Annotated in this window: 35 protein-coding genes; 19 read left to right on the plus strand and 16 right to left on the minus strand. The window is 64.8% G+C overall.

All coding sequences use genetic code 11. The features are described from left to right. Positions 1–113: 113 nt before the first annotated feature. The 6 genes from pnp to ACFFF7_RS02685 all read right to left on the minus strand — a co-directional run bounded on the left by pnp (position 114) and on the right by ACFFF7_RS02685 (position 5586). The gene (gene pnp, locus ACFFF7_RS02660) at positions 114–2432 is read right to left on the minus strand and encodes a polyribonucleotide nucleotidyltransferase (RefSeq protein ID WP_379479813.1); all 2319 of its coding nucleotides are present in this window, start codon (positions 2430–2432) and stop codon (positions 114–116) included. Positions 2433–2592: 160 nt separating this feature from the next. Continuing rightward, on the minus strand, positions 2593–2862 hold the full coding sequence (gene rpsO / locus ACFFF7_RS02665) for a 30S ribosomal protein S15 (RefSeq protein WP_349031203.1): 270 nt from the start codon (positions 2860–2862) through the stop codon (positions 2593–2595). A gap of 5 nt (positions 2863–2867) precedes the next feature. After that, on the minus strand, positions 2868–3767 hold the full coding sequence (gene truB, locus ACFFF7_RS02670; protein WP_379479814.1) for a tRNA pseudouridine(55) synthase TruB: 900 nt from the start codon (positions 3765–3767) through the stop codon (positions 2868–2870). A gap of 3 nt (positions 3768–3770) precedes the next feature. Next, positions 3771–4460 (minus strand): site-2 protease family protein, encoded by a 690-nt coding sequence (locus ACFFF7_RS02675; RefSeq protein ID WP_379479815.1) that lies wholly within the window; start codon positions 4458–4460, stop codon positions 3771–3773. Next, positions 4457–5011, minus strand: coding sequence for a GNAT family N-acetyltransferase (locus ACFFF7_RS02680; RefSeq protein WP_379479816.1), 555 nt, complete (start codon positions 5009–5011; stop codon positions 4457–4459). The genes ACFFF7_RS02675 and ACFFF7_RS02680 overlap by 4 nt, the downstream gene beginning before the upstream one ends. Then, entirely contained in the window at positions 5008–5586 is a 579-nt protein-coding gene (locus ACFFF7_RS02685) for a thymidine kinase (protein WP_379479817.1), read from the minus strand. The genes ACFFF7_RS02680 and ACFFF7_RS02685 overlap by 4 nt, the downstream gene beginning before the upstream one ends. 105 nt (positions 5587–5691) lie before the next feature. Between ACFFF7_RS02685 and ACFFF7_RS02690 the strand changes: the two genes are divergently transcribed. Beyond that, positions 5692–6273 carry a YceI family protein gene (locus ACFFF7_RS02690; RefSeq protein WP_379479818.1) on the plus strand — a complete coding sequence of 194 codons (582 nt, stop codon included), beginning with the start codon at positions 5692–5694 and terminating at the stop codon, positions 6271–6273. A gap of 116 nt (positions 6274–6389) precedes the next feature. After that, positions 6390–6950, plus strand: a complete 561-nt coding sequence (locus ACFFF7_RS02695; protein WP_379479819.1) for a YceI family protein — start codon at positions 6390–6392, stop codon at positions 6948–6950. On the opposite strand, the gene rbfA is transcribed toward ACFFF7_RS02695, so the two are convergent. Genes rbfA through rimP form a run of 6 tightly spaced genes read right to left on the minus strand, consistent with a single transcriptional unit; the run spans position 6947 to position 13189 of the window. Continuing rightward, positions 6947–7342, minus strand: a complete 396-nt coding sequence (gene rbfA / locus ACFFF7_RS02700) for a 30S ribosome-binding factor RbfA (RefSeq protein WP_379479820.1) — start codon at positions 7340–7342, stop codon at positions 6947–6949. The two genes, ACFFF7_RS02695 and rbfA, sit on opposite strands and share 4 nt — an antisense overlap. Before the next feature lie 2 nt (positions 7343–7344). After that, entirely contained in the window at positions 7345–7752 is a 408-nt protein-coding gene (locus ACFFF7_RS02705) for a PaaI family thioesterase (RefSeq protein ID WP_379479821.1), read from the minus strand. Further along, a complete protein-coding gene (gene infB, locus ACFFF7_RS02710) occupies positions 7752–10262 on the minus strand; it encodes a translation initiation factor IF-2 (RefSeq protein ID WP_379479822.1) in 2511 nt (836 codons plus the stop codon). Before infB ends, ACFFF7_RS02705 begins: the two co-directional genes overlap by 1 nt. Before the next feature lie 32 nt (positions 10263–10294). Next, positions 10295–11005: a DUF448 domain-containing protein gene (locus ACFFF7_RS02715; RefSeq protein ID WP_379479823.1), complete on the minus strand. Its 711-nt coding sequence runs from the start codon at positions 11003–11005 to the stop codon at positions 10295–10297. Next, entirely contained in the window at positions 10986–12614 is a 1629-nt protein-coding gene (gene nusA / locus ACFFF7_RS02720; RefSeq protein WP_379479824.1) for a transcription termination factor NusA, read from the minus strand. Before nusA ends, ACFFF7_RS02715 begins: the two co-directional genes overlap by 20 nt. 2 nt (positions 12615–12616) lie before the next feature. Continuing rightward, complete coding sequence (rimP, locus tag ACFFF7_RS02725; RefSeq protein ID WP_379479825.1) at positions 12617–13189, minus strand: ribosome maturation protein RimP; 573 nt, start codon at positions 13187–13189, stop codon at positions 12617–12619. A gap of 303 nt (positions 13190–13492) precedes the next feature. Between rimP and ACFFF7_RS02730 the strand changes: the two genes are divergently transcribed. From ACFFF7_RS02730 to ACFFF7_RS02750, 5 genes are read left to right on the plus strand one after another with little or no spacing between them, the layout of a single operon-like run. Continuing rightward, positions 13493–13699 (plus strand): cold-shock protein, encoded by a 207-nt coding sequence (locus ACFFF7_RS02730; protein WP_379479826.1) that lies wholly within the window; start codon positions 13493–13495, stop codon positions 13697–13699. A 4-nt stretch (positions 13700–13703) separates the two neighbouring features. Beyond that, a complete protein-coding gene (gene infA / locus ACFFF7_RS02735; RefSeq protein ID WP_379479827.1) occupies positions 13704–13970 on the plus strand; it encodes a translation initiation factor IF-1 in 267 nt (88 codons plus the stop codon). 55 nt (positions 13971–14025) lie between these two features. Then, positions 14026–14172, plus strand: coding sequence for a hypothetical protein (locus tag ACFFF7_RS02740; RefSeq protein ID WP_379479828.1), 147 nt, complete (start codon positions 14026–14028; stop codon positions 14170–14172). 54 nt (positions 14173–14226) lie between these two features. Continuing rightward, positions 14227–14430, plus strand: a complete 204-nt coding sequence (locus ACFFF7_RS02745; RefSeq protein ID WP_379479829.1) for a hypothetical protein — start codon at positions 14227–14229, stop codon at positions 14428–14430. After that, positions 14420–14629, plus strand: coding sequence for a hypothetical protein (locus tag ACFFF7_RS02750; RefSeq protein WP_379479830.1), 210 nt, complete (start codon positions 14420–14422; stop codon positions 14627–14629). The genes ACFFF7_RS02745 and ACFFF7_RS02750 overlap by 11 nt, the downstream gene beginning before the upstream one ends. Positions 14630–14635: 6 nt before the next feature. Here ACFFF7_RS02750 and ACFFF7_RS02755 read toward each other — a convergent pair whose 3' ends face one another. The 4 genes from ACFFF7_RS02755 to pspF form a co-directional block, all read right to left on the minus strand. Next, a complete protein-coding gene (locus ACFFF7_RS02755; protein WP_379479831.1) occupies positions 14636–15319 on the minus strand; it encodes a M23 family metallopeptidase in 684 nt (227 codons plus the stop codon). A gap of 2 nt (positions 15320–15321) precedes the next feature. Continuing rightward, positions 15322–16464: a L,D-transpeptidase family protein gene (locus ACFFF7_RS02760; protein WP_379479832.1), complete on the minus strand. Its 1143-nt coding sequence runs from the start codon at positions 16462–16464 to the stop codon at positions 15322–15324. An 86-nt stretch (positions 16465–16550) separates the two neighbouring features. Next, positions 16551–17063, minus strand: a complete 513-nt coding sequence (locus ACFFF7_RS02765) for a PilZ domain-containing protein (protein ID WP_379479833.1) — start codon at positions 17061–17063, stop codon at positions 16551–16553. An 82-nt stretch (positions 17064–17145) separates the two neighbouring features. Beyond that, a complete protein-coding gene (gene pspF / locus ACFFF7_RS02770) occupies positions 17146–18189 on the minus strand; it encodes a phage shock protein operon transcriptional activator (RefSeq protein ID WP_379479834.1) in 1044 nt (347 codons plus the stop codon). Positions 18190–18310: 121 nt separating this feature from the next. On the opposite strand from pspF, the gene ACFFF7_RS02775 reads away from it, so the two are divergent. From ACFFF7_RS02775 to ACFFF7_RS02830, 12 genes are read left to right on the plus strand one after another with little or no spacing between them, the layout of a single operon-like run. Then, complete coding sequence (locus ACFFF7_RS02775) at positions 18311–18499, plus strand: hypothetical protein (protein ID WP_379479835.1); 189 nt, start codon at positions 18311–18313, stop codon at positions 18497–18499. Positions 18500–18510: 11 nt separating this feature from the next. After that, the gene (gene pspA, locus ACFFF7_RS02780; protein WP_379479836.1) at positions 18511–19419 is read left to right on the plus strand and encodes a phage shock protein PspA; all 909 of its coding nucleotides are present in this window, start codon (positions 18511–18513) and stop codon (positions 19417–19419) included. Between the two features lie 5 nt (positions 19420–19424). After that, positions 19425–19715, plus strand: a complete 291-nt coding sequence (pspB, locus tag ACFFF7_RS02785) for an envelope stress response membrane protein PspB (protein ID WP_379479837.1) — start codon at positions 19425–19427, stop codon at positions 19713–19715. Next, the gene (pspC, locus tag ACFFF7_RS02790) at positions 19712–20089 is read left to right on the plus strand and encodes an envelope stress response membrane protein PspC (protein WP_379479838.1); all 378 of its coding nucleotides are present in this window, start codon (positions 19712–19714) and stop codon (positions 20087–20089) included. Before pspB ends, pspC begins: the two co-directional genes overlap by 4 nt. 26 nt (positions 20090–20115) lie before the next feature. Continuing rightward, positions 20116–20403 carry a hypothetical protein gene (locus tag ACFFF7_RS02795; protein WP_379479839.1) on the plus strand — a complete coding sequence of 96 codons (288 nt, stop codon included), beginning with the start codon at positions 20116–20118 and terminating at the stop codon, positions 20401–20403. Then, the gene (locus tag ACFFF7_RS02800; protein WP_379479840.1) at positions 20403–20681 is read left to right on the plus strand and encodes a hypothetical protein; all 279 of its coding nucleotides are present in this window, start codon (positions 20403–20405) and stop codon (positions 20679–20681) included. The genes ACFFF7_RS02795 and ACFFF7_RS02800 overlap by 1 nt, the downstream gene beginning before the upstream one ends. A gap of 1 nt (position 20682) precedes the next feature. Beyond that, positions 20683–21012: a hypothetical protein gene (locus ACFFF7_RS02805; protein WP_379479841.1), complete on the plus strand. Its 330-nt coding sequence runs from the start codon at positions 20683–20685 to the stop codon at positions 21010–21012. A gap of 13 nt (positions 21013–21025) precedes the next feature. Next, positions 21026–21304, plus strand: a complete 279-nt coding sequence (locus ACFFF7_RS02810) for a hypothetical protein (RefSeq protein WP_379479842.1) — start codon at positions 21026–21028, stop codon at positions 21302–21304. Between the two features lie 25 nt (positions 21305–21329). Then, a complete protein-coding gene (locus tag ACFFF7_RS02815) occupies positions 21330–21575 on the plus strand; it encodes a hypothetical protein (protein ID WP_379479843.1) in 246 nt (81 codons plus the stop codon). Between the two features lie 25 nt (positions 21576–21600). Further along, the gene (locus tag ACFFF7_RS02820; protein WP_379480453.1) at positions 21601–22014 is read left to right on the plus strand and encodes a SufE family protein; all 414 of its coding nucleotides are present in this window, start codon (positions 21601–21603) and stop codon (positions 22012–22014) included. Positions 22015–22060: 46 nt separating this feature from the next. Beyond that, a complete protein-coding gene (leuC, locus tag ACFFF7_RS02825) occupies positions 22061–23491 on the plus strand; it encodes a 3-isopropylmalate dehydratase large subunit (RefSeq protein ID WP_379479844.1) in 1431 nt (476 codons plus the stop codon). Between the two features lie 26 nt (positions 23492–23517). Next, positions 23518–23985 (plus strand): DNA-deoxyinosine glycosylase, encoded by a 468-nt coding sequence (locus ACFFF7_RS02830; RefSeq protein ID WP_379480454.1) that lies wholly within the window; start codon positions 23518–23520, stop codon positions 23983–23985. The last annotated feature ends 27 nt before the right edge of the window (positions 23986–24012 follow it).

The raw sequence follows: 24012 nt of genomic DNA on the forward strand, positions 1-24012 counted from the left end.
GTCAGCTTCGCAGTCGAGGCAAGCGAAATCGCGCGCTGCTGCGCGGCCGATTGGCCATGGAAAAAGGGCCGCGCTTGCGCACGGCCCTTTTCCGTTCGTCAGATCGGTGTGGCTCAGTCGTCGGACTTGAGGAACGCCGGGATGTGATCGGGAGCCGGACCATCGTCGCGGTCGCGGCGGGGACCACGGTCACCACCTTCACGACGCGGGCCGCGATCGCCACCATCACGGCGCGGACCACGGTCACGGTCGCCGCCGCCCGAACGCGGACCACGGCGGTCGCCGCGATCGCCGCCGGGACGATCACCGCGCGGTTCGCGCGGCGGGCGGGTGTCTTCCAGCGCTTCGCCGGTTTCCTGATCGACGACGCGCATCGACAGGCGAACCTTGCCGCGCGGATCGATCTCGAGCACCTTGACCTTCACGGCCTGGCCTTCGGAGACGACATCGGTCGGCTTCTCGACGCGCTCGTTGCGCATTTCCGAAACGTGGACCAGGCCGTCCTTGCCGCCCATGAAGTTCACGAAGGCGCCGAAATCGACGATGGTTACGACCTTGCCGTCATAGACCTTGCCGACTTCCGGTTCCTCGACGATGCCCAGGATCCAGTTCTTGGCAGCTTCGATCTGCGAGAGATCCGACGAGCTGATCTTGATCAGGCCTTCGTCGTCGATGTCGACCTTGGCACCGGTTTCGGCAACGATCTCGCGGATCACCTTGCCGCCGGTACCGATCACTTCGCGGATCTTCGACTTGTCGATCTGGATCGTCTCGATGCGCGGCGCATGGGCCGACAGTTCGGTGCGGGCAGTACCCAGCGCCTTGGTCATTTCACCCAGGATGTGCGCGCGGCCTTCCTTGGCCTGGTTGAGCGCGGCCGAGAAGATTTCCTTGGTGATCCCGGCAACCTTGATGTCCATCTGCATCGTGGTGATGCCTTCGGAGGTGCCGGCCACCTTGAAGTCCATGTCGCCCAGGTGATCTTCGTCACCCAGGATGTCGGACAGCACGGTGAATTCGTCACCTTCCAGGATCAGGCCCATCGCGATGCCCGAGACCGGGCGCTTGATCGGCACGCCGGCGTCCATCATCGACAGCGCGCCGCCGCAGACGGTGGCCATCGAGGACGAGCCGTTGGACTCGGTGATGTCCGAGACCACGCGGATCGTGTAGGGGAACTCTTCCTTGCTAGGCAGCACCGCCTGCAGCGCGCGCCAGGCGAGCTTGCCGTGGCCGGTGTCGCGGCGCGACGGAGCGCCAAAGCGGCCGACTTCGCCGACCGAATAGGGCGGGAAGTTGTAGTGCAGCATGAAGCTGGAATACGAGAGCCCTTCCAGCCCGTCGATCATCTGCTCGGCGTCCTTGGTGCCCAGCGTGGTGGTGCAGATCGCCTGCGTTTCCCCGCGGGTGAACAGCGCCGAACCGTGGGTGCGCGGCAGGAAGCCGACCATCGATTCGATCGGCCGGACCTGGTTGACCTTGCGCCCGTCGATGCGGGTGCCATCCTTCAGGATCGCGCCGCGGACGATATCGCCTTCGACCTTCTTGACCGACTTCATCGCGACCATCTGGGTCTGCGCGTCTTCGCTGGCGAAGGCTTCCTTGGCCTTGGCGCGGGCGGCGTTGAGCGCGTTCGAACGCTCGGACTTGTCGGTCAGCTTGTAGGCTGCCGCAATGTCCTTGCCGATCAGGTCCTTGAGCTTGGCCTTGATCGCCGAATTGTCCGAAACGGCAACGTCCCACGGATCCTTCGCGGCCTTTTCAGCCAGGTCGATAATCAGATTGACGACCTTCTTGCACTCGTCGTGAGCAAACATGACGGCGCCCAGCATGATCTCTTCCGAAAGCTCGCGGGCCTGCGATTCGACCATCATCACGGCATTGCCGGTAGCGGCAACGACCAGGTCGAGCGCGCCGGCGGCGGCGGCGTCCTGCTTGGGGTTGAGGGTGTAGGCACCGTCTTCGTAACCGACGCGCACGGCGCCGATCGGGCCCATGAAGGGCACGCCCGAGATGGTCAGCGCGGCCGAGGCGGCGATCATCGCCAGCACGTCGGGCTCGCACTCGCCGTCATAGGACAGGACGTGCGCGATCACGTTGATCTCGTTGTAGAACCCTTCGGGGAACAGCGGACGGACCGGACGGTCGATCAGGCGGGAAACCAGCGTTTCCTTTTCGGTCGCGCCGCGTTCGCGCTTGAAGAAGCCGCCCGGGATGCGCCCGGCGGCGAAATACTTTTCCTGGTAGTGGACGGTCAGCGGGAAAAAGTCCTGGCCTTCCTTGACGCTCTTGGCAGCGGTGACCGCGCAGAGCACGACAGTTTCGCCATAAGTGGCGAGGACCGCGCCGTCAGCCTGACGGGCAACACGGCCGGTTTCCAGAGTGAGGGTCTTTCCGCCCCACTCCATCGATACGGTTTTGACGTCGAACATGTGATTTCCTTCAGCCCGCAGGCCCTATTGCGTGCGGGTTTTTCTGCCGGGGATTCCGTCCCGGTCCGGTGTGGGGCACTTTTGGCCCCGTGGCGCCCCGCACCGAATTGCGCGGGAGCCCCAAAGCAAAAGCGGCCCACTGGGGGGCCGCTCCGCTGGATTACTTGCGCAGACCAAGCTTCTGGATCAGCGCGTTGTAGCGGTCCACATCCTTGCGCTTGAGATAGTCAAGCAGGCTGCGGCGCTTGTTGACCATCATCAGCAGGCCCCGGCGCGAGTGGTTGTCCTTGTGGTGATCCTTGAAGTGACCCTGCAGCGTGTTGATGCGGCTGGTCAGGATCGCGACCTGGACTTCCGGCGAACCGGTGTCACCCTTGGCGCGGGCGTTGTCTTCGATGATTTCGGTCTTCTTCTCGGCGGTAACCGACATAGTATCTACTCCGCGACATCGGGAAGGTTGAAACCCCTGACAACGGTGGCGCTGCCACCCGAAAGCTCCACCAGCGCGACGGGAACAGGTCCCAGTCTCGCCCAGTACAGCCCATCGTCCTGGGTCAGTCCGGTCAGAACCCGGCCCTGGCGGACCATGCTTGCCTGTTCCGGACCGAGGTTGAGAGCCGGGATGTCGACCAGCCCTGCCTCCAGCGGCAAGAGTACGTTCTCAAGCGCCGCGCCCTTACCCACTTCGTTCAATTTGTCCAGCGAAATCGCCTGGATTTCGGCGAACGGCCCCGCGCGCAGGCGGTGCAGCATGGTGACGTGGCCGACCGTGCCCAGCGCATGGGCAATGTCGCGCGCCAGGCTGCGGATATAGGTGCCCTTGGAGACGTGGGCGACGAGGGTGGCGGCATCGCCCAGCACACTCTCGATAGTCAGGGAGTGGATGGTCACTGCGCGCGGCTTGAGCTCCACCGCCTCGCCCTTGCGCGCCAGATCATAGGCCCGCTGTCCATCCACCTTGATCGCCGAATAGGCCGGTGGAACCTGCTCGATCGGCCCGGTGAAGCGGGGCAGCACTGCTGCGATTTCGGCCAGCGTCGGGCGGACATCGCTTTGCGCGATCACCGCGCCCTCCAGATCGAGCGAGTCGGTTTCCGTCCCGAACCGGACCGTGAAGGCATATTCCTTGCTGGCATCGAGCATCCGCCCGCACAGTTTGGTCGCCTCGCCCAGTGCAATCGGCAGCACCCCGCTGGCGAGCGGATCGAGCGTGCCGCCGTGGCCGACCTTGACCTTGCCCAGGCCAGCCTCGCGGCAGACCCGCTTGACCGCGCCGACCGCCTGGGTGCTGCCCAGCCCGACCGGCTTGTCGAGAATGATCCAGCCGTCGGGCATCGGTCAGCCGCCCGCGATCGCCCCGGCGATGTCGAGATAGCGCTGGGTCAGCCAGTTCACCGGCGCACCGATCAGCTGGCCGACCGGATTGAACCCGGGAATAACCTGCGGCAGCACCACGATCAGCACGATCACCAGCAGGAAGCCGACCTTGCGCAACTGGCCATAGGCCGCCGCCGCCCGCTCGGGCAGCAGCCCCTCCATGATGTGCGAGCCGTCGAACGGCGGGATCGGGATCAGGTTGAACAGCGCCAGGAAGATGTTGATCTGGATGAACAGCAACAGGCTGAGCCCGACGAAATGCGGCACGGTGTGGACGGCAGGCGCAGGCACGGCCAGCGCCAGCAGCCCAAGCAGCACGGACGACAACAGCGCCATCAGCAGGTTCATTCCCGGCCCCGCCGCGGCCACCAGGATCATGTCGCGGCGCGGGTTGTTCAAGCGGCGGAAATCGACCGGCACCGGCTTGGCCCAGCCGAATACCGGCAGCCCCAGCAGCTTGAGCGCGCCGGGCAGCAGGATCGTCCCCACCGGATCGACATGGCGCAGCGGATTGAGGCTGAGCCGGTTGAGCTGCGACGCGGTCGGATCGCCCAGCGCGCGGGCGACCCAGCCGTGGGCGACCTCGTGAAAGACGATGGCGAAGATCAGCGGCACGATCAGCGCCGCCGCCTGATAGATGGTATCGTTCATAGTCCCAGCCTTTCCCGGTCGCGTTCAACGACCGAGAAGATCGCGCTGTCGCGCTCAAAGCCGGTCCAGGTAATCATGTGGTTGCGCAGCACGCCCTCGAAGGTCGCGCCGTTCTTCTCGCAGGCCGCCATCGAGCGCGTGTTGCGGGTATCGACCGAGAAGAACATCCGCTTGAGCCCGCAGGCGAAACCGTGGGCCTGCATCAGCCGCTTGAGCGGCCCGTTGACCTGCCCGCCGCGAAAGCGCGGGCGCAGATAGGTGTTGCCGATCTCGGATGTGCGCCAGCCGACATTGGTGCCGATCCAGGCGGTCATCCCGGCCATGTCCCCGCCGACCAGAATGGCGAAAGGCAACCGGTCGGGATTGGCCAGCAGTCTGCTGAAGCTCTCGTCGAAATGGTCGGTGTCGTATGAGATGCCGTACATCTCCCAGATCGCCTGATCCTCGCCGCAGGCCTCGCGCAGCGGTTCGCGGTGGCGCTCCTCCAGCGGTTCGAGGCACAGGTCGCCCGCTTCGATCACGACCCAGAGGCCCAGCGGATCGGTGCTCATCGTCCCATCGCCTCGGTGAAATGCTTGCGGCACAGCGCGACATAGCGGTCGTTGCCACCGATCTCGGTCTGGGCGCCGTGGCGCACCGCCGCGCCGTCGGCATCGACCCGCAGGTTCATCGTCGACTTGCGGCCGCAGTGGCACACCGCCTTCAATTCGACCAGACTGTCGGCAATGCCCAGCAACACCTTCGACCCGGGGAACAGCTCGCCCTGGAAATCGGTGCGCAGGCCATAGCAGAGCACCGGGATATTGGCCTCGTCGGCCAGCCGGGCGAGCTGCCAGACCTGGGCTTCGGACAGGAACTGCGCCTCATCGATCAGCACACAGGCCAGCGGCTCGACCTTGTGCGCCGCGGTGACACGCGCCCACAGATCGGTATCGGCGGCATAGCGGTGTGCGTCCGCCCCCAGCCCGATCCGGCTTTCGATCGCCTGCTCGTCACTGCGGTGGTCGAGCGCCGCGGTCCACAACATGGTCGCCATGCCGCGCTCGCGGTAATTGAAATCAGCCTGCAGCAGCGTGGTCGATTTCCCCGCGTTCATGCTGGCATAGTAGAAATAGAGCTTGGCCATCGCCGACCAGATAGGGTGTCTGGCGGCAAAGGCCAGTGCGATTGACAGCGCGGCCGCGAAAGCGCACCTGCGCCCGATAACATGCGGGGCGCTGGAGTATCGGATATGCGGGCCTTGATCGCCCTGCCGCTGGCGCTGCTGTGCCTGGGCGCGGCCGAACCGACCTACCACTATCACCTCGATCCGGCGCATAGCGATGTCGCGGCCAAGGTCGCGTTCTTCGGCCTCGCCAGCAAGACCGCGCATTTTCCGAAGATGACCGGCGCGATCACACTGCAGCCCGGACGGCTGGATGCGATCGATCTGGACGTCGATCTGGATGCCAGGGCGCTGACCGCGGGCGACAGCGTCACTCTTGGCCGCCTGCGCGGGCCCAAATTCTTCGATGCCGAGCGCTATCCCACCGTCCATTTCGAAGGCCGGCGGATGACCATGACCGGCCAGGTTACTGCCAGGGTCGACGGATCGATCACCGCGCGCGGGGTGACCCGTCCCGCGGTTCTCGACGTTGCCTTCCGCCAGCCGCCGTCACGCGCGACCGGGCGCGAGGCGGTCCAGCTTTCCGCCCGCACCACGATCGACCGACGCACGTTCGGGATGACCGCCTACAGCTTCATTGTCGGCAGGAACGTCGCGATAACCATCGATGCGCGCATGGTCCCGGCCCCGCCCGGCGCACGCGACTGAGCACGGGTAAAGCGCCATGGTATGCGACGAACCGCGCCGCGTTAATTTTCGTCGTTAGGGATTTCGAAAGGATGCTTGGCGATCCTGGGTTAACAAACTGACCGGGGGGTCGCCTGATGCGTGCACTGCTAGCTTTCCTGCCCTTGCTGGCCATCGGCGCCGCGCCGCCGGCCTACCGCTACCAGCTCGACAGCAGCCGCAGCGCGATCGACGCCAAGGTGACCGTGCTTGGTTTCGTCAAGAAATCGGCCGCCTTCCCGCGGATGAGCGGCGGCGTGGTACTTTCGCCTGGCCAGCTCGGTTCGATCGATCTGGAAGTTGCGGTCGATGCGCGAATGCTTTCGACCAAGGACCGCACCGTCGGTGAGCAGCTGAAAAGTCCCGAATTCCTCGACGTCGCGCGCCATCCCACAGTCAGCTTTTCAGGCCAGCGCATGACCATGACCGGGCCGAGCACCGCGCAGGTCGCCGGCCTGTTGACCGCCCGTGGCACCACCCGCCCCGCAGTTCTCAGCGTTGCCTTTGCCAGCCCGCCCTCCGAAGTGACAGGCCGCGATCCGGTGCAGATCGTCGCCAAGACCACCATCGACCGCCGCCAATTCGGCATGAACGGCTACGCCGGGCTGGTGGGCAAGGACGTGACGATCACGATCAACGCCCGGATGGTGCCGAACTAGGCTTCGCCCAGGTCCCGCTGGACCTTGGGATCGCGCAGCAGGGTCTCGATCTTCTCCGCCACGTCGAAGCTTTCGTCGGGCAGGAACTTGATCTTGGCCGCGTATTTCAGCCGCAGCTTGCCCGCGACTTCCTTCTGGAAGAACGCGGTGTTGGTGCGCAGCGCTTTCAGCACGACATCCTCGTCCTGGCCCAGCAGCGGCTTCACGAAGACCGTGGCGTGGCGCAGGTCCGGGCTCATCCGCACTTCGGTGACGCTAACCGCGTGGGCGGTCAGGACATCGTCATGGACCATCTGCCGGGTCAGCAGATCGCTGATCACATGGCGCACCTGTTCCCCCACCTTGAGCAGGCGGACCGAGCGGGTTTCAGGCGTGGCGGGTTGGCGGGACATTATCAGATCTGCGGCGGAACGGGCGTGGGGATGGCGGTCGAAGTGGCCCTGGCCATGAGCGTAGCCCCGGCCTCGTCGAACAGTTCGCCCTCTAGGAAGATCGCCCGCTTCCCGCGTCGGATCACCCGACCCTTGCCCATGATCGGTCCTGGCGGAATGAGCTTCAACAATGTCATCGCGATCTCGAGATTGAGCGGAGCTTCAGCCCCGCTCGTTGCCTCGACATGGGCCCGACCCATGACCTCGTCGAGAAATCCCGCGACCAATCCACCCTGCACACCGCCGCGGCCAGTGACGAAGCAATCGGGCACGACGAAGCGCATGGTGATCGTCTCGGTGGCGGGATCGAAGGCCAGCACCTCCGACCCCATCAACTCGGAATAGCTGCACTGCGGCATGGTAGCCGGCATCACAGCGTCCGTTCGCGCTCTTCCACCTCAAACACTTCGAGCATGTCGCCCGCCTTGATGTCGTTGGTGTCCTGCAGCACGACGCCGCACTCCAGGCCCGCGCGGACTTCCGGCACGTCGTCCTTGAAGCGGCGCAGGCTGGCGATGGTGGTCTTCGAAACGATGACGTCGTCACGGGTAAGGCGGGCGAACAGGCCCTTCTTGATCCCGCCTTCGAGCACCAGCAGACCCGCCGCCTTGTCGCGCTTGCCGGCCGGGAACACTTCCTTGACCTCGGCGCGGCCAACGACGTGCTCGATCCGCTCCGGACCCCAGATTCCGGCCATTTCCTTGGCGATCTCGTCGGTCAGATGATAGATGACGTCGAAGTACTTCATCTTGACCTTCTGCCGCTCGATCAGCTCGCGCGCCTTGGCGTTGGGGCGGACGTGGAAGCCGATGATCGGCGCGCCCGATGCCGCCGCAAGGCTGACGTCGCTTTCGGTAATCGCGCCGACGCCCGATTGCAGCACCTTGACCTTGATTTCGTCGTTGGAGAGCTTGTTGAGCGCATTGACGATCGCTTCGGTCGAGCCCTGCACGTCGCTGCGCACCACGACCGGATATTCGATCACATCGGTCTTGGCCTTCAGTGCCGAGAACATGTTCTCGATCGTGGCAGGCGCAGTGGTGGTGCGCTTGGCGGTGGCCTTTTCCTGGCGATAGCCCGCCACTTCACGGGCGCGCACTTCGCTTTCGACCACGGTCAGCGTGTCGCCGGCCATCGGCACTCCGCCGATCCCCAGCACTTCGACAGGGAGCGAGGGCGGCGCGGTCTTCACCTGGCGGCCCTTGTCATCCAGCATGGCGCGGACGCGGCCCGAATGGGTGCCCACGACCAGGATGTCGCCGACCTTAAGCGTGCCGCGGTTGATCAGCACGGTGGCCAGCGGGCCCTTGCCCTTGTCGAGCTTGGCCTCGATCACGGTCGCATCGGCGGCGCGGTCGGGGTTGGCCTTCAGTTCCATCAGTTCGGCCTGGAGCAGGATTTTCTCGATCAGCTGATCGAGGCCCGCACCGGTCTTGGCCGAAACTTCGACGTCCTGGACATCGCCCGACATCGCCTCGACGATGATCTCGTGCTCAAGCAGGCGTTCGCGGATCTTCTGCGGGGTGAACTCAGGCTTGTCGGCCTTGGTGATCGCCACGATCATCGGCACGCCGGCCGCCTTGGTGTGGTTGATCGCCTCGATCGTCTGCGGCATCAGCCCGTCGTCGCCGGCCACCACCAGGATCACGATGTCGGTCACGTTGGCGCCGCGCTGGCGCATTTCGGTGAAGGCTTCGTGGCCCGGAGTATCCAGGAAGGTGATCAGCTCACCGCCCTTGGTCTTGATCTGGTACGCGCCGATATGCTGGGTGATCCCGCCGGCTTCGCCGCGCACCACGTCAGTGCCGCGCAGTGCGTCGAGCAGGCTGGTCTTGCCGTGGTCGACGTGGCCCATGATCGTCACGACCGGCGGACGGGTCTGCAGCGTCTCGGGCGCATCGACGTCCTCGGCAGTGTCGATATCGACATCGCTTTCCGAGACACGGTTGATGTTGTGGCCGAATTCTTCGACCAGCAGTTCCGCGGTATCCTGGTCGATCGTCTGGTTGACGGTGACCATCATGCCCATCTTGAACAGCGCCTTGACCAGATCGGCGCCCTTTTCCGCCATGCGGTTGGCCAATTCCTGGACCGTGATGGCTTCGGGCACGATCACGTCGCGGACCTGCTTTTCACGCGGCTGGCTCTGCCCGGCGAAGTGCGCGCGCTTTTCCTTTTCGCGGGCACGCTTCAATGCGGCGAGCGAACGGGCGCGCGCGCCTTCGTCCTCGTTGAGCGCGCGGCTGACCGTCAGTTTGCCGGCGTGGCGGCGCTGATCGCCGCCGCTCTTGTCGCGCGGATGGGCGGGCTTCTTGGGCGCAGCAGCCGGCTCGGGCCGCTTGGGCGCGGCGACCGGGGTGAACCGTCGCGGTGCCGGGGCAACCGAGGCGCCTTCCTGTTCGGCAGGCTCTTCCGCTTCGGGTTCGGACGCAGGTGCCGCGGCTTCGACTGGCGGGGCTGCCGCTGCTTCGGCTTCGGCCTTGCGGTTGTCTTCGGCGCGGCGGCGCTCTTCCTCAAGCGAGCGGGCGCGTTGTTCCTGCTCGCGCTCGGTCTGCGAGGCCAGCATCTCCAGGCGGGCCTCTTCGGCCTCGCGCTGCATCCGGGCGACGCGCTCCTGCGGGGTCTCGTTCGACACCGCGGGCTTGGGCGCAGCCGGCTTGGGCGCGGCGGCAACAGGGGCCGGCGGCGGCGGGGGCGGCGGCGGCGGAGCGGCCACTTCGGGCGCACCGGGCTTGCCGATCAGCTTGCGGCGCTTGACCTCGACCACAACCTTGTTGGTGCGGCCGTGGCTGAAGGTCTGCTTGACCTCGCCCGCTTCGACCGAACGCTTCAGCCCCAAAGGCTTCCTGCCCAGCGTCGGTTTGTTTTCGCTATCGCTCATTGCTTCGATACGTCCTTCAATCAAAATCGTCGTCAGGCGGGGGCACCGGCAGCATGTGCCGGTCCTTCGCCATTGTTCTGTCCGGTCTTCTCGCCCTGCCCCAGAAAGCGCAGCAGGCGCTGCAGGGGAACGGCCAGCCTTTGCGCGGCATGGGAATCGGTCAGCGCCAGGTGGACGACGTTGTCGCGGCCCAATGCCACAGACAGCGCCGTGCGGTCCAGTGGCAAGGTGACCCCCGCCTTGCCCGTCCCTTCGGCGTCCTCTCCCACCCGCCAGGCCTGGTCGAGCTTGCCGGATCCATCCGTACCCGCATCGGCAGCGTGGGCCAGCCAGGCGACCTTGCCCATCCGGGCATGTTCGCCAATCCGGTCAGAGCCGACCAGCAGCCGGCCGCTTTTCATTTCCAAACCGAGCCGGTCGGTAAAGGCGCGGGTCAGCGCCGCTTCGATCCGACCGGGCAGATCGTTCGGGATGGTCAGCGCCGCACCCTTGTAGGCTCGCGCCAGTGCGCCCTTGAGTTTGCCCTTGGTCAGCGCCGTTTCAAGCTCGACCCGCGACACCGCGATCCATGCCCCGCGCCCCGGCGCCCGCGCCAGGGCATCGGGCAAGACTTCTCCGTCCGGCGAAATCGCCAGGCGGATGAAATCATCGCGCGACCCTGCGACGCCGGAGAGGATGCAGGTCCGCTCCGGCCCGTCGCCGTCAATGTCGGAGCTTAGACGCTCATTGTGAGGAATCCGCATCGGCGGCCTCCTCATCTTCGAACCAGTGGGCGCGGGCAGCCATGATGATCTCGTTGCCCTGCTCTTCGTTCAGGCCGTAATCGCCCAGCACGCCGCCCTTGTCCTCGGCGCGTTCGCTGCGGCGCGGGGCCAGCTTGGGTCCGGTCGGGGCGCTGTCGCGGCGGCGCTGCTCGACGCGCTTCTTGGCGATCAGTTCGTCGGTGGCGAGGTCGGCCAGATCGTCCAGCGTCTTGATCCCGGCCTTGCCCAGCGTGACCAGCATGGCTTCGGTCAGGTGCGGGATTTCGGCCAGGGCATCTTCGACGCCCAGAGCGCGGCGGGCCTCGCGGTTGGCTTCCTCGCGGCGTTCCAGCGCTTCGCTGGCGCGGCTTTGCAGTTCTTCGGCCAGTTCTTCGTCAAAACCTTCGATCGTCGCCAGTTCGCTGATTTCGATATAGGCGACCTCTTCAAGCTCGCTGAAGCCTTCAGCAACCAGCAGCTGCGAGAGGGTTTCGTCGACGTCGAGCTCTTCTTCGAACATCTTGGACCGTTCGGCGAATTCCTTCTGGCGCTTCTCGCTCGATTCGGCCTCGGTCATGATGTCGATCTGGCTGCCGGTCAGCTGGCTGGCGAGACGGACATTCTGGCCGCGGCGGCCGATGGCAAGCGACAGCTGATCGTCAGGCACGACGACTTCGATGCGGCTTTCTTCCTCGTCGATCACCACGCGGCTGACCGTGGCCGGCTGCAGCGCGTTGACCACGAAGGTCGCGGTATCTTCCGACCAGGGGATGATGTCGATCTTTTCGCCCTGCAGTTCCTGCACCACGGCCTGAACGCGGCTGCCCTTCATGCCGACGCAGGCGCCGACCGGGTCAATGCTGCTGTCGCGGCTGATCACGCCAATCTTGGCGCGGCTGCCCGGATCGCGGGCGGCGGCCTTGATCTCGATGATGCCGTCATAGATTTCGGGCACTTCCTGGGCGAACAGCTTCTTCATGAACTCTGGGTGCGAGCGGCTGAGGAAGATCTGCGGACCGCGGTTCTGGCGCTCGACCTTGCTGATATAGGCGCGGACGCGTTCGCCGGTGCGGGCTACTTCGCGCGGGATCTGCTGGTCGCGGCGAATCACACCCTCGGCGCGACCGAGGTTGACGATCACATGGCCGAATTCGACCGACTTGATCACCCCGGTCACGACTTCGCCGGCGCGGTCCTTGAATTCTTCGTACTGGCGGTCACGCTCGGCATCGCGGACCTTCTGGAAGATCACCTGCTTGGCCGACTGCGCATCGATCCGGCCCAGATCGACCGGGGGCAGCGGATCGACGATGAAATCGCCCAGCTTGGCATCCTTGTCGAGCTTCTGCGCGGCCTTGAGGTCGACCTGCTTGAAGTAGTCGTCGACTTCCTCGACCACTTCGACGACGCGCCACAGGCGCAGGTCGCCGGTGCGCGGATCAAGCTTGGCGCGGATGTCGTTTTCAGCGCCATAGCGGTTGCGCGCGCTCTTCTGGATCGCTTCTTCCATCGCCTCGATGACGATCGACTTGTCGATCATCTTTTCAGTGGCGACCGCATTGGCGATCGCCAGCAGTTCGGCGCGGTTGGCGGAAATCGGACTGGCCATCTTCAGTCTTCCTGTTCTTCGAGAATGTCATCGACGCCGCTGGCATCCAGCGGGCGGGTTGCGGCGATCAGCCGGTCGGTCAGGACCAGCTTGGCGGAATGAATATCGGACAGCGGGAATTCGACCCGGCCGCTTTTCTTGTCGTCAAGGGCAACGGTGTCACCATCGATCCCGATCAGATCACCTTGCAGCGAGGTGCGATTGCCGTCGACCGGGTTGTCCAGCTGGACGCGGGCTTCATGCCCGGCCCAGTTGGCAAAATCCTGCGGCCGGGTGAGCGGCCGGTCGATCCCGGGCGAGCTGACTTCGAGGCGGTAGGCATCGGAAATCAGCACTTCCCCCTTTTCCTCCAGCGCGTCGATTGCATCAGACACGCGGTGCGACAGCGCGGCGCAGTCCTCGATCACCAGCTGCCCGGTATCGGGGCGCTCGGCCATGATCTGCAGGGTATATTCCTCGGCGTCGGACAGCGGACCGATCTCGCCGCCCTTGAAATAGCGCACGCGCACGAGGTCGAAGCCCAGGGCCTTGGCCTCAGGCTCGACAACTTCGATAATGCGCGCGATATCCGCCATGAAAACTCCGCTAATCCGGCGCTGTGACAACGAGGTTTCGCGCCGGCCCCTTCCGGCGCCAGCCCCTTCGTTGCGTCACAATGTCGGGATGAGCGCCAAATAGGCGCGCCCCCCGGCAAAAGCAAGCCTGTTTGCCAGCGCGATTGCAATTCCGCGCAATTGCCTTATATAGGGTGCCGCTAACGTCGCCTGCGACGGAACTTCTCGGTCTCTTAACCGGCCCCTTCGTTCCCTATCTCGCCACTAATGCTCCTGCGGCCACTCGGGCTCGCGGGGTCACCTGTTTCGTGAAAGGAACATCTCATGCCAGTAGGCACCGTAAAGTTTTTCAATTCGACCAAGGGTTTTGGTTTCATCGCGCCTGATGGCGGCGGGGCGGACAGCTTTGTCCACATCAGCGCCGTCGAAAAGGCCGGCATGGCCACGCTCGACAAGGATCAGCGCATCAAGTTCGAGATCGAGACCGACAACCGCGGCAAGAGCTCGGCCGTCAACCTCGAAGCCGCGTAACGAGATGGCCAAAGAGGATCTTCTGACCCTTGATGGCCAGATCGACGAAATCCTTCCGGACGGACGCTTCGGCGTCATGTTGGAAAACGAACACCGGATAATCGCTTACACCGCCGGGAAGATGCGCAAATTCCGCATCCGCTCGGTGGTGGGCGACCGGGTTCGGGTCGAGATGACCCCTTACGATCTGTCCAAGGGCCGAATCGTCTTCCGGGAAAAAGGTCCCGGCGGCGGCGCTCCGGGCGGACCACGCAAAGGCGTGCGACGTTAGGTTTCTGCAACCTGACTTACCAAGACGGCGCAAAGACTGCGCCGAGGATACACATATGATTGATTTGATTTTCGCCGCAGCCCGCCGGGCTGTTCCGGTCGCACGCGACCATACCCGTTACATTTCACCGCCTGTCCTGCGCCATCCCGGCGTGCTGACTCGCGAGGAACTGCGCCGGGCCGTGGCCGAGGTCATCGGCTGACACTTTCCGCGGCGCTGCCAAAACGGCGCCGCCCACTCACCAAGCGAGGCCACCATGGCGCAATCGGCAGCATATTACCTGCAACAGGCAGACATCTGCGAGGAAGCGGCGGCGAAGACCGTGCTGGAAAACCAGCGCGCCACCCTGCTGCGTTCCAAAGCCGCCTGGCTGGCCCTCGCCGCCCGTGAAATCAGCATTCAGGAAGCGCGCGCCGAACGCGTGGCCCAAGCCGCCAAGGAGACCGACGATGTCCAGTGATGCGTTCCGCCCATTCCTGATCAACAAGGACGGCGAAGGCAATTTCCGCCTGACCGTGCGCGACGTGCGCTACAATTCGCAAGGCTATCCGCTGGTCACCAATGTCATGCAGGCGCAGCTGTTCAAGACCGCGGCAGAGGCGAAGACCTGGGCCCGCGTCAATTTCCAGGCCAAGGCTGGCCAATACGCCAGCAAGTAGGCCGGCTCAGCCCGGCTTTCCGCGCAGCAGCGGATAGGGGTTGAGCGGCACGGCGGGCTGATACCACTGCTGATCGGGCGCGATCGCGCTGATCGCGAAATGCAGGTGCGGCCCGTCCGGCGAAGCATTGCCGCTGAAACCGACCAGGCCCAGCGGCGCGCCCACCGCCAGCACTTGCCCCTCGGCCAGGCCCGGCGCATAGCTGTCGAGGTGGGCATAATAGTATAGCAGCCGGCGGTCGGGCGATCGGACATAGACCGTGATCCCGCCCTGCGCCGAAAAGTGCAGCTTCTCGACTGTTCCCGCCGCCGCCGCGATCACCGGGGTTCCGCGCGGGGCCATGATGTCGATCGCTTCGTGGACGCGGCCCTCGGCGCGGCTTTGCGTAAAGGTATCAACCAATTGCGCGGCGGTAACGCCCTTCACCGGCATGAGCAGTGTTGACGGCATGGCTTGGTTGGCTGCTACCAGGGCGGCGGGGTCAAGCGCTTCATGAGTGGCCGGAGCGACCGGGGAAACCATCGGCACAAGTTGTCCAGCCGCCTCTTGCGGATTTGCCCGGTCCGCCGCAACGTGGCCCGGACCGACGCGGTAGTACCACACCATTCCGGCCGAGGCCCACAGACCCGAGGTGACGACCGCGGTGATCGCGGCGGTCTTGATCAGCGTTGGCCAGCCGAACTGCGCCATGCTTAAGCCTCGAACAGAACCTTGGTGGATCCGCTGACCATCTGCGCCAGCCGGGCGACGTCCCAGTTGGTCAGGCGCACGCAGCCGTGGCTTTCAGCGCGGCCGATGGTCTGCGGCTCGGACGTGCCGTGGATTCCGTAATGCGGTTTGCTGAGGTCGATCCACACCACCCCGACCGGGCCGTTCGGACCCGGCGGCAGCAGCTGCTTGCTGCTCTTGTCGCTGGCATCCCAGAACAGGTCGGGATTGTAATGGAACGGCGGATTGTGCGCCACGCCCAGGATTTTCCAGTTGCCCAAGGGCAGCGGATCGTGGCTTGATCCCATGGTCGCGGTGAACATGCCGACCAGCACGTCGCCGGCATCATAGACCTTGAGCGTGCCCTTGCTTTTGCTGACCACGATCCGCGCCGCTTTGGGCTGGGTCGTGCCCACGCCCAGCATGGCCAGCGTATTGCGCCATTCGGGATCGCTGACCGTACGCGCATCCATGGCATCGGCGCCGACATTGGGCACGCGGATCTGCTGCCCGGCGGCAAACAGATTGGCCGCGGGTGCGTCACTAGCGGAAGGAAGGGTAGGCTTCGGCGGCGGCGCCACGGCGACCGCGGGGTTGAGCGCTTTCAGCGTATCGATCGTGGTGTGAAACCGCTCGGCCAGTTTTTCCTCCAGCGACGTGTAGCCCATCGTGGCCAGCTTGGCCTGGTCTTCCGGCTTTTCGGGAATCGGCTGAAAGGGTCCGGCCGCGAATTCCGCCGGGATCGTCACCATGCGGGTCGCGGGAATAGTGGCCCATTGCGCCAGCTTGGCCTTGGTCGCCTCATCCAGCTTGCCAGTGGCTTCAAGCTGATTGGCCTCCTGAAAACCCAGCAAGGCATTGCGCGTCGACAAGCCATCCTTTCCGTCAACAACCCCTGGCGTAAAGCCCAGCCGGTCTAGCACGACTTGCATCTGCATGACGGGACGCGGCTGATCGTCTGCGACATCGGTCATTGACGCACCCGGCTGCGGATCGTGCGCGGCAAGCGGATCGGCCGTCGCGGTCACTGCTGCACTTGGCTTGGCCTGTGGTTCCTTTGCAGTGCGATCGCAAGCGGCCAGGGAAACCATGGCGGTCAAAACAAAGGGTACGGCAACAAAACGCATCAGCGATCCTTGACAGCAGGCCGCCTATGCCGACCAGTGCAAGGATCAACGCATCAGTGCGCAGATGGCTCCTGCCGGGTGCGAATTCAGGCTTGGCTGGGCGCGATGAACGCCAGACCGATGTATCCGCCGCTGCACCACCGCAGTTCGGCAGGATGAAGCGTGCCGTCTTCCAGTTCGACGATCAGCTGGCGGCTCTTGAACACCTCATCAAGCGCCACGCCGCGCAATCCGCCTTCCGAAATGTCTTCGATCGAGAAAGCACGCGGAGACCCATCGATGTGCAACGTCAAGACGCGCCCATCGGTTGCTTCGCGCGGCGTTTTGCGTCGCTCGCGCCAGGGTTTGCCGCCTTCAACCATGTGCAGCGCAACCTGGCGGTGGCCGACAGGATCCAGGCCCATCTGTGCCGCTTCGGCGAGCGGCAGCGCGGTGCCGCAGCGGGCGCATTCAGCCGTGATCCGCCCAACCAGCCAGTTGGTCCCGGCGCAGCCGGGGCAGCGGTTGACCGTATCGGTGTGGAACAGCACCTGATAGCCCCGCGCGCTCGGGCCGGACGCAGTGCGACGCATCCCGTAAAATGGTGTGCTGGCGTTCACGCCCGTGGGACCTTGGAAGACTTGTCCATGGCCAAAGCCTTGCACAAGGCTGTTGCCAATCACTTAATTCACGAAAAATCACCTAAAATGAAGCACTTGCGCCCTTCTCGCTGAGTCCATGCTTCTTCATGCAGTGGCGCAGCTGGTCATAGGTCAGGCCCAGCGCTTTGGCGGTTTGCCGCTGGTTATAGCGATTGCGGCCCAGGGCGTGTTCCAGGATCGCCCGTTCATGCGCGTCGACGGCGCCTCGCAGGTCAGTGATGCTGTCAAAATGCGCGGCGGCAGGGCGCGGTGCGGTATCGTCCGTTGCTGGCACGGCATCCCGGTGCGCGCGCGGCAGCGCGGCGGGCTTCCACGGGCTGTCGAAGGGATCGAACTGGATATAGCCCACCGGCTCGTCCCACGAATCCCAGCGATAGACTGCCCGCTCCACCACATTGCGCAGCTCTCGGACATTGCCCGGCCAGTGGTATTCCTCCAGCGCGCGGCGGGCATTGGCGGAAAAGCCGGGCCATTGCTCCCAGTGCAGCTCGGTCGCCATGCGCCGGCCGAAATGGTCGGCCAGCACGTCGATATCGCCTTCGCGCGCGCGCAGCGGCGGCAGGGTGATGACGTCGAAACTCAACCGGTCGAGCAGGTCGGCGCGGAACCGCCCCTCCTCGGCCAAGCGCGGCAGATCCTCGTTGGTTGCGGCGACGATGCGGACATCGACCCGGATCGGGCGGGACGAACCGATCCGCGTCACCTCGCCATATTCGACCGCGCGGAGCAGGCGTTCCTGCGCCCCCATCGACAGGGTCGCCAGTTCGTCGAGAAAAAGCGTCCCTTTGTCGGCTTCCTCGAACCGTCCGGCGCGGGCTCTGGTAGCACCGGTGAAGGCACCCTGCTCATGACCGAACAATTCCGCCTCGATCAGCGTTTCCGGCAAGGCCGCGCAATTCAGCGTGACCAGCGGCTCGCCCCACCGCTTGGACAGGCGGTGGAGCCGTTCGGCGACCAGTTCCTTGCCCGTGCCGCGTTCGCCGATCACCAGCACCGGGCGGCGCATCGGCGCGGCCCGGCTGGTGCGGTCGACCGCATCGAGGAAGGCTTCGGACTGGCCGAGAAACTGGACATCGCGATCCATGCCCAACATGTAGCAAATTTCACCAACACCGCGCAACCTTCACCATATGTCGTTGATCAAAATTGGTGGAATTTGGCGAAAATCCGCAGCCCCAGCGATTTGGCACGCAGCTTGCTGATAGGTGAACAAGCACCAATTCCGCGAGGATACCATGTTCACCAAGACCTTCTCCACCCGCAGCACGCTCGACAAGGCCATCGTTGTTTCGATCGCCGCCATGCTGGCGATGAACCTGTTCGTCCTGACCCAGCAGCACGATGCGCCCGGCCTTGCGGCCGCCCCGGTCGCCGCCGCGACCGCCCAGGCCTGAAGGACGCACGGATGATCAACGAACCCTTCGATAAGGACAACCCGCTTGGGCCGGAACGCGCCGACCCCCCTTCAGGTGAGACCCAGTCCCCTCGCCTGACCCGCGTTCCGGTCCATTCCGACCCCGGCTTCGGCTTCGGCCGCCGCCAGTCGCGCATCGACGACGAAGTCGATCGTTTGCGCCGTTCCCCGACCCCGACCCTTGGAGCACCCTTGATGGGCATTTTCAGCCGCACCCGTGATATCATCGCCGCCAATTTCAACGACCTGCTCGACAAGGCCGACGACCCGTCGAAGATGATCCGGATGATCATCCTCGAAATGGAGGAAACCCTGGTCGAAGTGCGCGCCAGCGCGGCGCGGACCATTGCCGACCAGAAGGAAATGCACCGCCACACCGTCAAGCTCGACCAGCTCCAGGCCGACTGGGCGGACAAGGCGCAGCTGGCGCTGTCGAAGGATCGCGAGGATCTGGCCCGCGCCGCGCTGGTCGAAAAGAAGAAGGCGGCCGACATGGCCGACCAGCTCAAGACCGAGATTACCGTGCTCGACGATGCGCTGCGCGCCTACGAGGTCGACATCGAAAAGCTCCAGACCCGCCTGCGCGAGGCGCGCAGCCGCCAGACCGCGATCGCCGCGCGGCTGGAAAGCGCCGAGAACCGGGTCAAGCTGCGCACCCTGCTGGCCAGCGAACGGGTTGACGAGGCGCTGAGCCGCTTCGACCAGCTGGAACGCCGGGTCGACTATGCCGAAGGCCGCGCCGACGCGCTGAGCCTGGCGGACGGCAGCAAGAACCCGCCGAGCCTGGCCGACGAGATCGCAGCCCTGGCCGGGCAGGACAAGATCGATGAAGAGCTCGAGGAAATGAAGCGCGCGCTGTCGGCTTCGTCGGGCACCGAACCCACCGAAAACAAGGACTGATCGATATGGATGACTGGATTGCAATTGTCGCCATCTTCGTCGGGCTGCCCTGGCTGATCCTCCACTACATTACCAAGTGGAAGACTGCTCCGACGCTGACCAACGACGACGAAGCGCTGCTGGAAGAACTTTTTCAGCTGAGCCGCCGACTCGACGACCGAATGGAAACCGTCGAGCGGCTGGTGGCGGCCGACAACCCCGAGTTTACCCCGCGGCGCCTGCCAGCGCGTGACGAACTTCCCGAAACCAAGCTTGCTGATTTCGATCGCGCTCTATCCCGGAGGACTGCCAAGTGACCACCACGCCGCGCACCCGCTTTTATCGCGATAAGCAGAATGGCAAGGTCCTGGGCGTCTGCGCCGGGCTGGCCGACTACACCGGCGTGGACGTGCTGTGGATCCGCCTGGGATTCATCATGTTCACATTGATGATGGGCTGGCCGCTGCTTGCCTATTTTGCGATGGGTTTCCTCGCCGGGAAGAAGCCGCTGGATTTCTACAGCGATCCGCAGGAGCAGAAGTTCTGGCAAGGGGTGCGCCAGTCGCCCGGCCGCTCGGCTCGTGAAGTGCGCGGCCGCCTGCGTGAAATCGACCGCCGCCTGGCCGACATCGAAACCTTCTATGTCACCAGCAACCCGCGCCTGTCCGCCGAAATCGAACGGCTGCGCTGACCCATTCCTGAGGGGGAGTAAAGACTATGGATGCCGCTTCATTGGGGGCGCTGATCCCGATCGCCGCCTTGATGATCCCGATCGTCGCGATCTGGACAAAGCACAAGCAAAAGATCGCGGAAATGCAGCTGCAGACGACCGCAGAGAAGGCCGCGCAGTACGCTGCATCAAACACGCAGCTGGAAGACCGGGTGCGCGTGCTGGAACGCATTGTCACCGACAAGGGCTATGACGTTGCCACGCAGATCGAGGCGCTGCGCGATGCCCGCAAGGTCGACGCGCTGCTTGAACAGCACGACAGGGAGCCAGGCTGATGAGCCCCGGCGATTTCTTGAGCCTGCTTGCAGTCGTTGTCGGCTCGGTGTCGATCGTCGGCATCCTGACCGGCGCCTACAAAAGCAAAATGCGCGTCCGGGAGCGCGAACTTGAACTGCAGATTCTGCGGGCCGGCCAGGCCCCCGCTACGCCGACTGTCGATGATCGCACCGAGCAGCGCCTGCGCGTGCTGGAACGGATCGCCACCGACAAGGGACCGAATCTGGCTGCCGAGATCGAACAGTTGCGCGACGAACGCCTGAAAGAGGTGATTTGAGATGGATGGACAAGTTTTCGTTGTCGTTATTTTGGCAATTAGCGCTGCTGCCGTGGTCAGCGGCGCAGGGATCGCCGGATGGATTCATACCACGCGGCTGCGGATCAAGAACGGCTATCCGCTGAGCGGGGCCTGGGGGCAGAGCGTCTATCCCAAGGCAACTACCGAGGAGGTCGAGCGGATCAAGCTGCTGAGCAATGAAAACGCCCAGCTGCGCGCCGAACTCGGTTCGGTCAAGGACCGGCTGGCAACGGTCGAGCGGATCGTCACCGATGGCGGTTTCGGCCTGACCCACCAGATCGAAGCACTACGCGACCAGCCGAAGAACTGAAGGAGCACGGAAGATGAGCGGAGGCGTTGTTGCCATTGTCATCGTTGCGATCATTGCCAGCATGATCGTGCGCCTGGTCAAGATTTCAAAGGGCATGGATCCTGATCGCAAGCACCGCCGTGGCCAAGGTCAGGCGCTGCTCGACCCAGCCCAAACCAGCCCCCGCGAGCAGGAACTGCAGCGCGAGGTCGAGGACCTGCGTGAGCGGATCCACGTGCTGGAACGCATCGCCACCGACGGCCGCCGCCCCCAGGCTCTGGCCGACGAAATCGAACGCCTGCGCGAGAAATAGGCGCAGAAGACGGGGAGAAGCCGCAATGACCAGCGAATACCTCCTGATTGCCGTGACGGCCCTGGTCGGATTGACCATCCTCGCCGCAGCCGCGCTGCGCGGCTGGCAGGGCTGGCTGACGCTCAAGACCCGCGAGCTCGAGCAGCACGCCGGTCATGCCCGCCCGGAAATCGAGGGCGGCGTCGGCAATGGCATGGCCCGGATCGAGATTGCCGATCTCAAGGAACGCATCCGCAAGCTGGAAGCAATCGCTGCTGGGGTGGATTTGTAGGCGCAGCATGGCTAGGCACGCGCCGATGCGCAGCCTGTCCGACATTCACGAAGAATACGACTTCCTCGACAGCGATGAGCGCTATCGCCTGCTGATCGAGCTGGGCCGCGATCTGGAGCCCATGCCGGATGCGCTCAAGACCGACGCAACGCTGGTCCGTGGCTGTTCGGCCAGCGTCTGGGTCTATCCCACTCGCCGGAATGACGGGACGCTGCACTTCCTGGCCGACAGCAACGCCGCGATCACCAAGGGGATCGTCGCCTTGGTCATCGCCGCGGTGCAGGATCGTCCTGCCGACGAGGTCGCGGCGACCGACATCGGCACAATGCTTGAACGCTTCGATCTGAAGAACCAGTTGTCGTCCAACCGCACCCAGGGCGTTCCCAACATGATCGCGCTGATCCGCGAAACCGCGACGCGGCTGGCTGACCAGAACTAAGCGAACCCCTTGCCAGACTCGCGCCGGGTGCATAGGCGCAATGATCATGGCCAGCAGACCCCGCACATTGTACGAAAAGATCTGGGATGCCCACGTTGTCGAACGGCGTGATGACGGCACCTGCCTGATCTACATCGACCGCCACCTGGTTCACGAAGTAACCAGCCCCCAGGCCTTCGAGGCGCTCCGCCTGACCGGACGCAAGGTCCGCCGCCCCGACCTGACCCTGGCCGTGCCCGATCACAATCTGCCGACCACGGCGCGGCGCGATGCCACCGGCAAGCGCATCCCGATTGCCGACGTCGAAAGCGCGCAGCAACTTGCGGCGCTGGAAGTCAACGCGCCGGAATTCGGCATCCGCCTGATCGGCGACGCCGACGTTGAACAGGGCATCGTCCACGTCGTCGGGCCAGAGCAGGGCTTTTCCCTGCCCGGGGCAACGATCGTCTGCGGTGACAGCCATACCGCTTGCCACGGCGGGCTGGGCGCGCTGGCCTTCGGCATCGGCACCAGCGAGGTCGAGCACGTGCTGGCCACCCAGACCCTGCTGCTGGCCCAGGCGAAAACCATGGAAGTGCGGGTCGAGGGCCAGCTTGGCCCCGGCGTTTCGGCCAAGGACGTGGTCCTGCACATCGGCGGGGTGCTGCGCGCTTCGGGCGGCAGCGGCTATGTCATCGAATATACCGGCTCGGCGATCCGCGACCTGTCGATCGAGGGGCGTCTGACCGTGTCGAACATGGCGATCGAACACGGCGCCCGCGCCGGGCTGATCGCGCCCGATGACAAGACCTTCGCCTATGTGAAAGGTCGGCCTTATGCCCCGAAGAGCGCGGACTGGGACAAGGCCGTGGCATGGTGGCGCAGCCTGGCGAGCGATCCCGGCGCGACCTATGACAAGGTCGTGGTGATCGACGCTGCCGATATCGTTCCCTCGGTCACGTGGGGCACCAGCCCCGAAGATGTCGTGCCGATCACCGCGACGGTTCCCGCGCCAGAGGACTTCGCCGACCCGTCGAAGCAGGACGCCGCGCGCAAATCGCTGGACTATATGGGCCTGACAGCGGGGCAGAAGCTGACCGAGGTTGAAATCCAGAACGTCTTCATCGGCAGCTGTACCAACAGCCGGATCGAAGACCTGCGCGCCGCCGCCGCCGTGCTCAAGGGCCGGACCAAGGCCGCCAACGTCAAGTGGGCGATCGTCGTTCCCGGTTCCGGTCTGGTCAAGCAGCAGGCGGAGGCGGAAGGGCTCGACCAGATCTTCCTTGCTGCCGGGTTCGAATGGCGCGAACCGGGCTGCTCGGCCTGCCTGGGCATGAATCCCGACAAGGTTCCGCCGGGTGAACGCTGCGCGTCTACCTCCAACCGTAACTTCGTCGGCCGTCAGGGGCCGGGCGCGCGCACCCATCTGGTATCGCCGGCGACAGCAGCCGCATCGGCCGTAGCGGGCAAACTGGCCGACGTCAGGACACTGGCCTGAGCGAACGGGCCCAGGCCTTTGCCCCACTGGTTGGCGCGGACTGCCGGGTGCTGATCCTGGGCAGCCTGCCCGGGGTCCAGTCGCTTGCCGCCAGGCAATACTATGCCCACCCGCGCAACCGCTTCTGGGAACTGGTCGGCGCGGCGATCGCGCGGCCCGATCTGCCTGCGCTACCCTATGAAGCCCGGATTGCAGCCCTTAAGGACCGCGGCATCGGCCTGTGGGATGTCTTTGCCTCGGCCCGGCGCACGGGTTCGCTCGACAGCGCGATCCGCGACGCCGCCCACGCAGACTTGCCGGGCCTGATCGACGCGATTCCATTGCTGCGCGCGGTCGCCTTCAACGGCAAGGCGGCATCGCGGGCGAGTCGCCGGGTGCTCGATAGGGTCGAACTACCGCTGCTCGACTTGCCTTCGTCCAGCCCAGCCAACGCGTCCATACCGCTGGCAGCCAAGCGCAGCGCCTGGCTGGACCTGCGCCGTTTCCTCGATTGAGCTCGCGCCTGCCGCGAAAAATCAGCC

Source organism: Novosphingobium aquiterrae, assembly GCF_042434435.1.
GTDB lineage: Bacteria > Pseudomonadota > Alphaproteobacteria > Sphingomonadales > Sphingomonadaceae > Novosphingobium > Novosphingobium aquiterrae.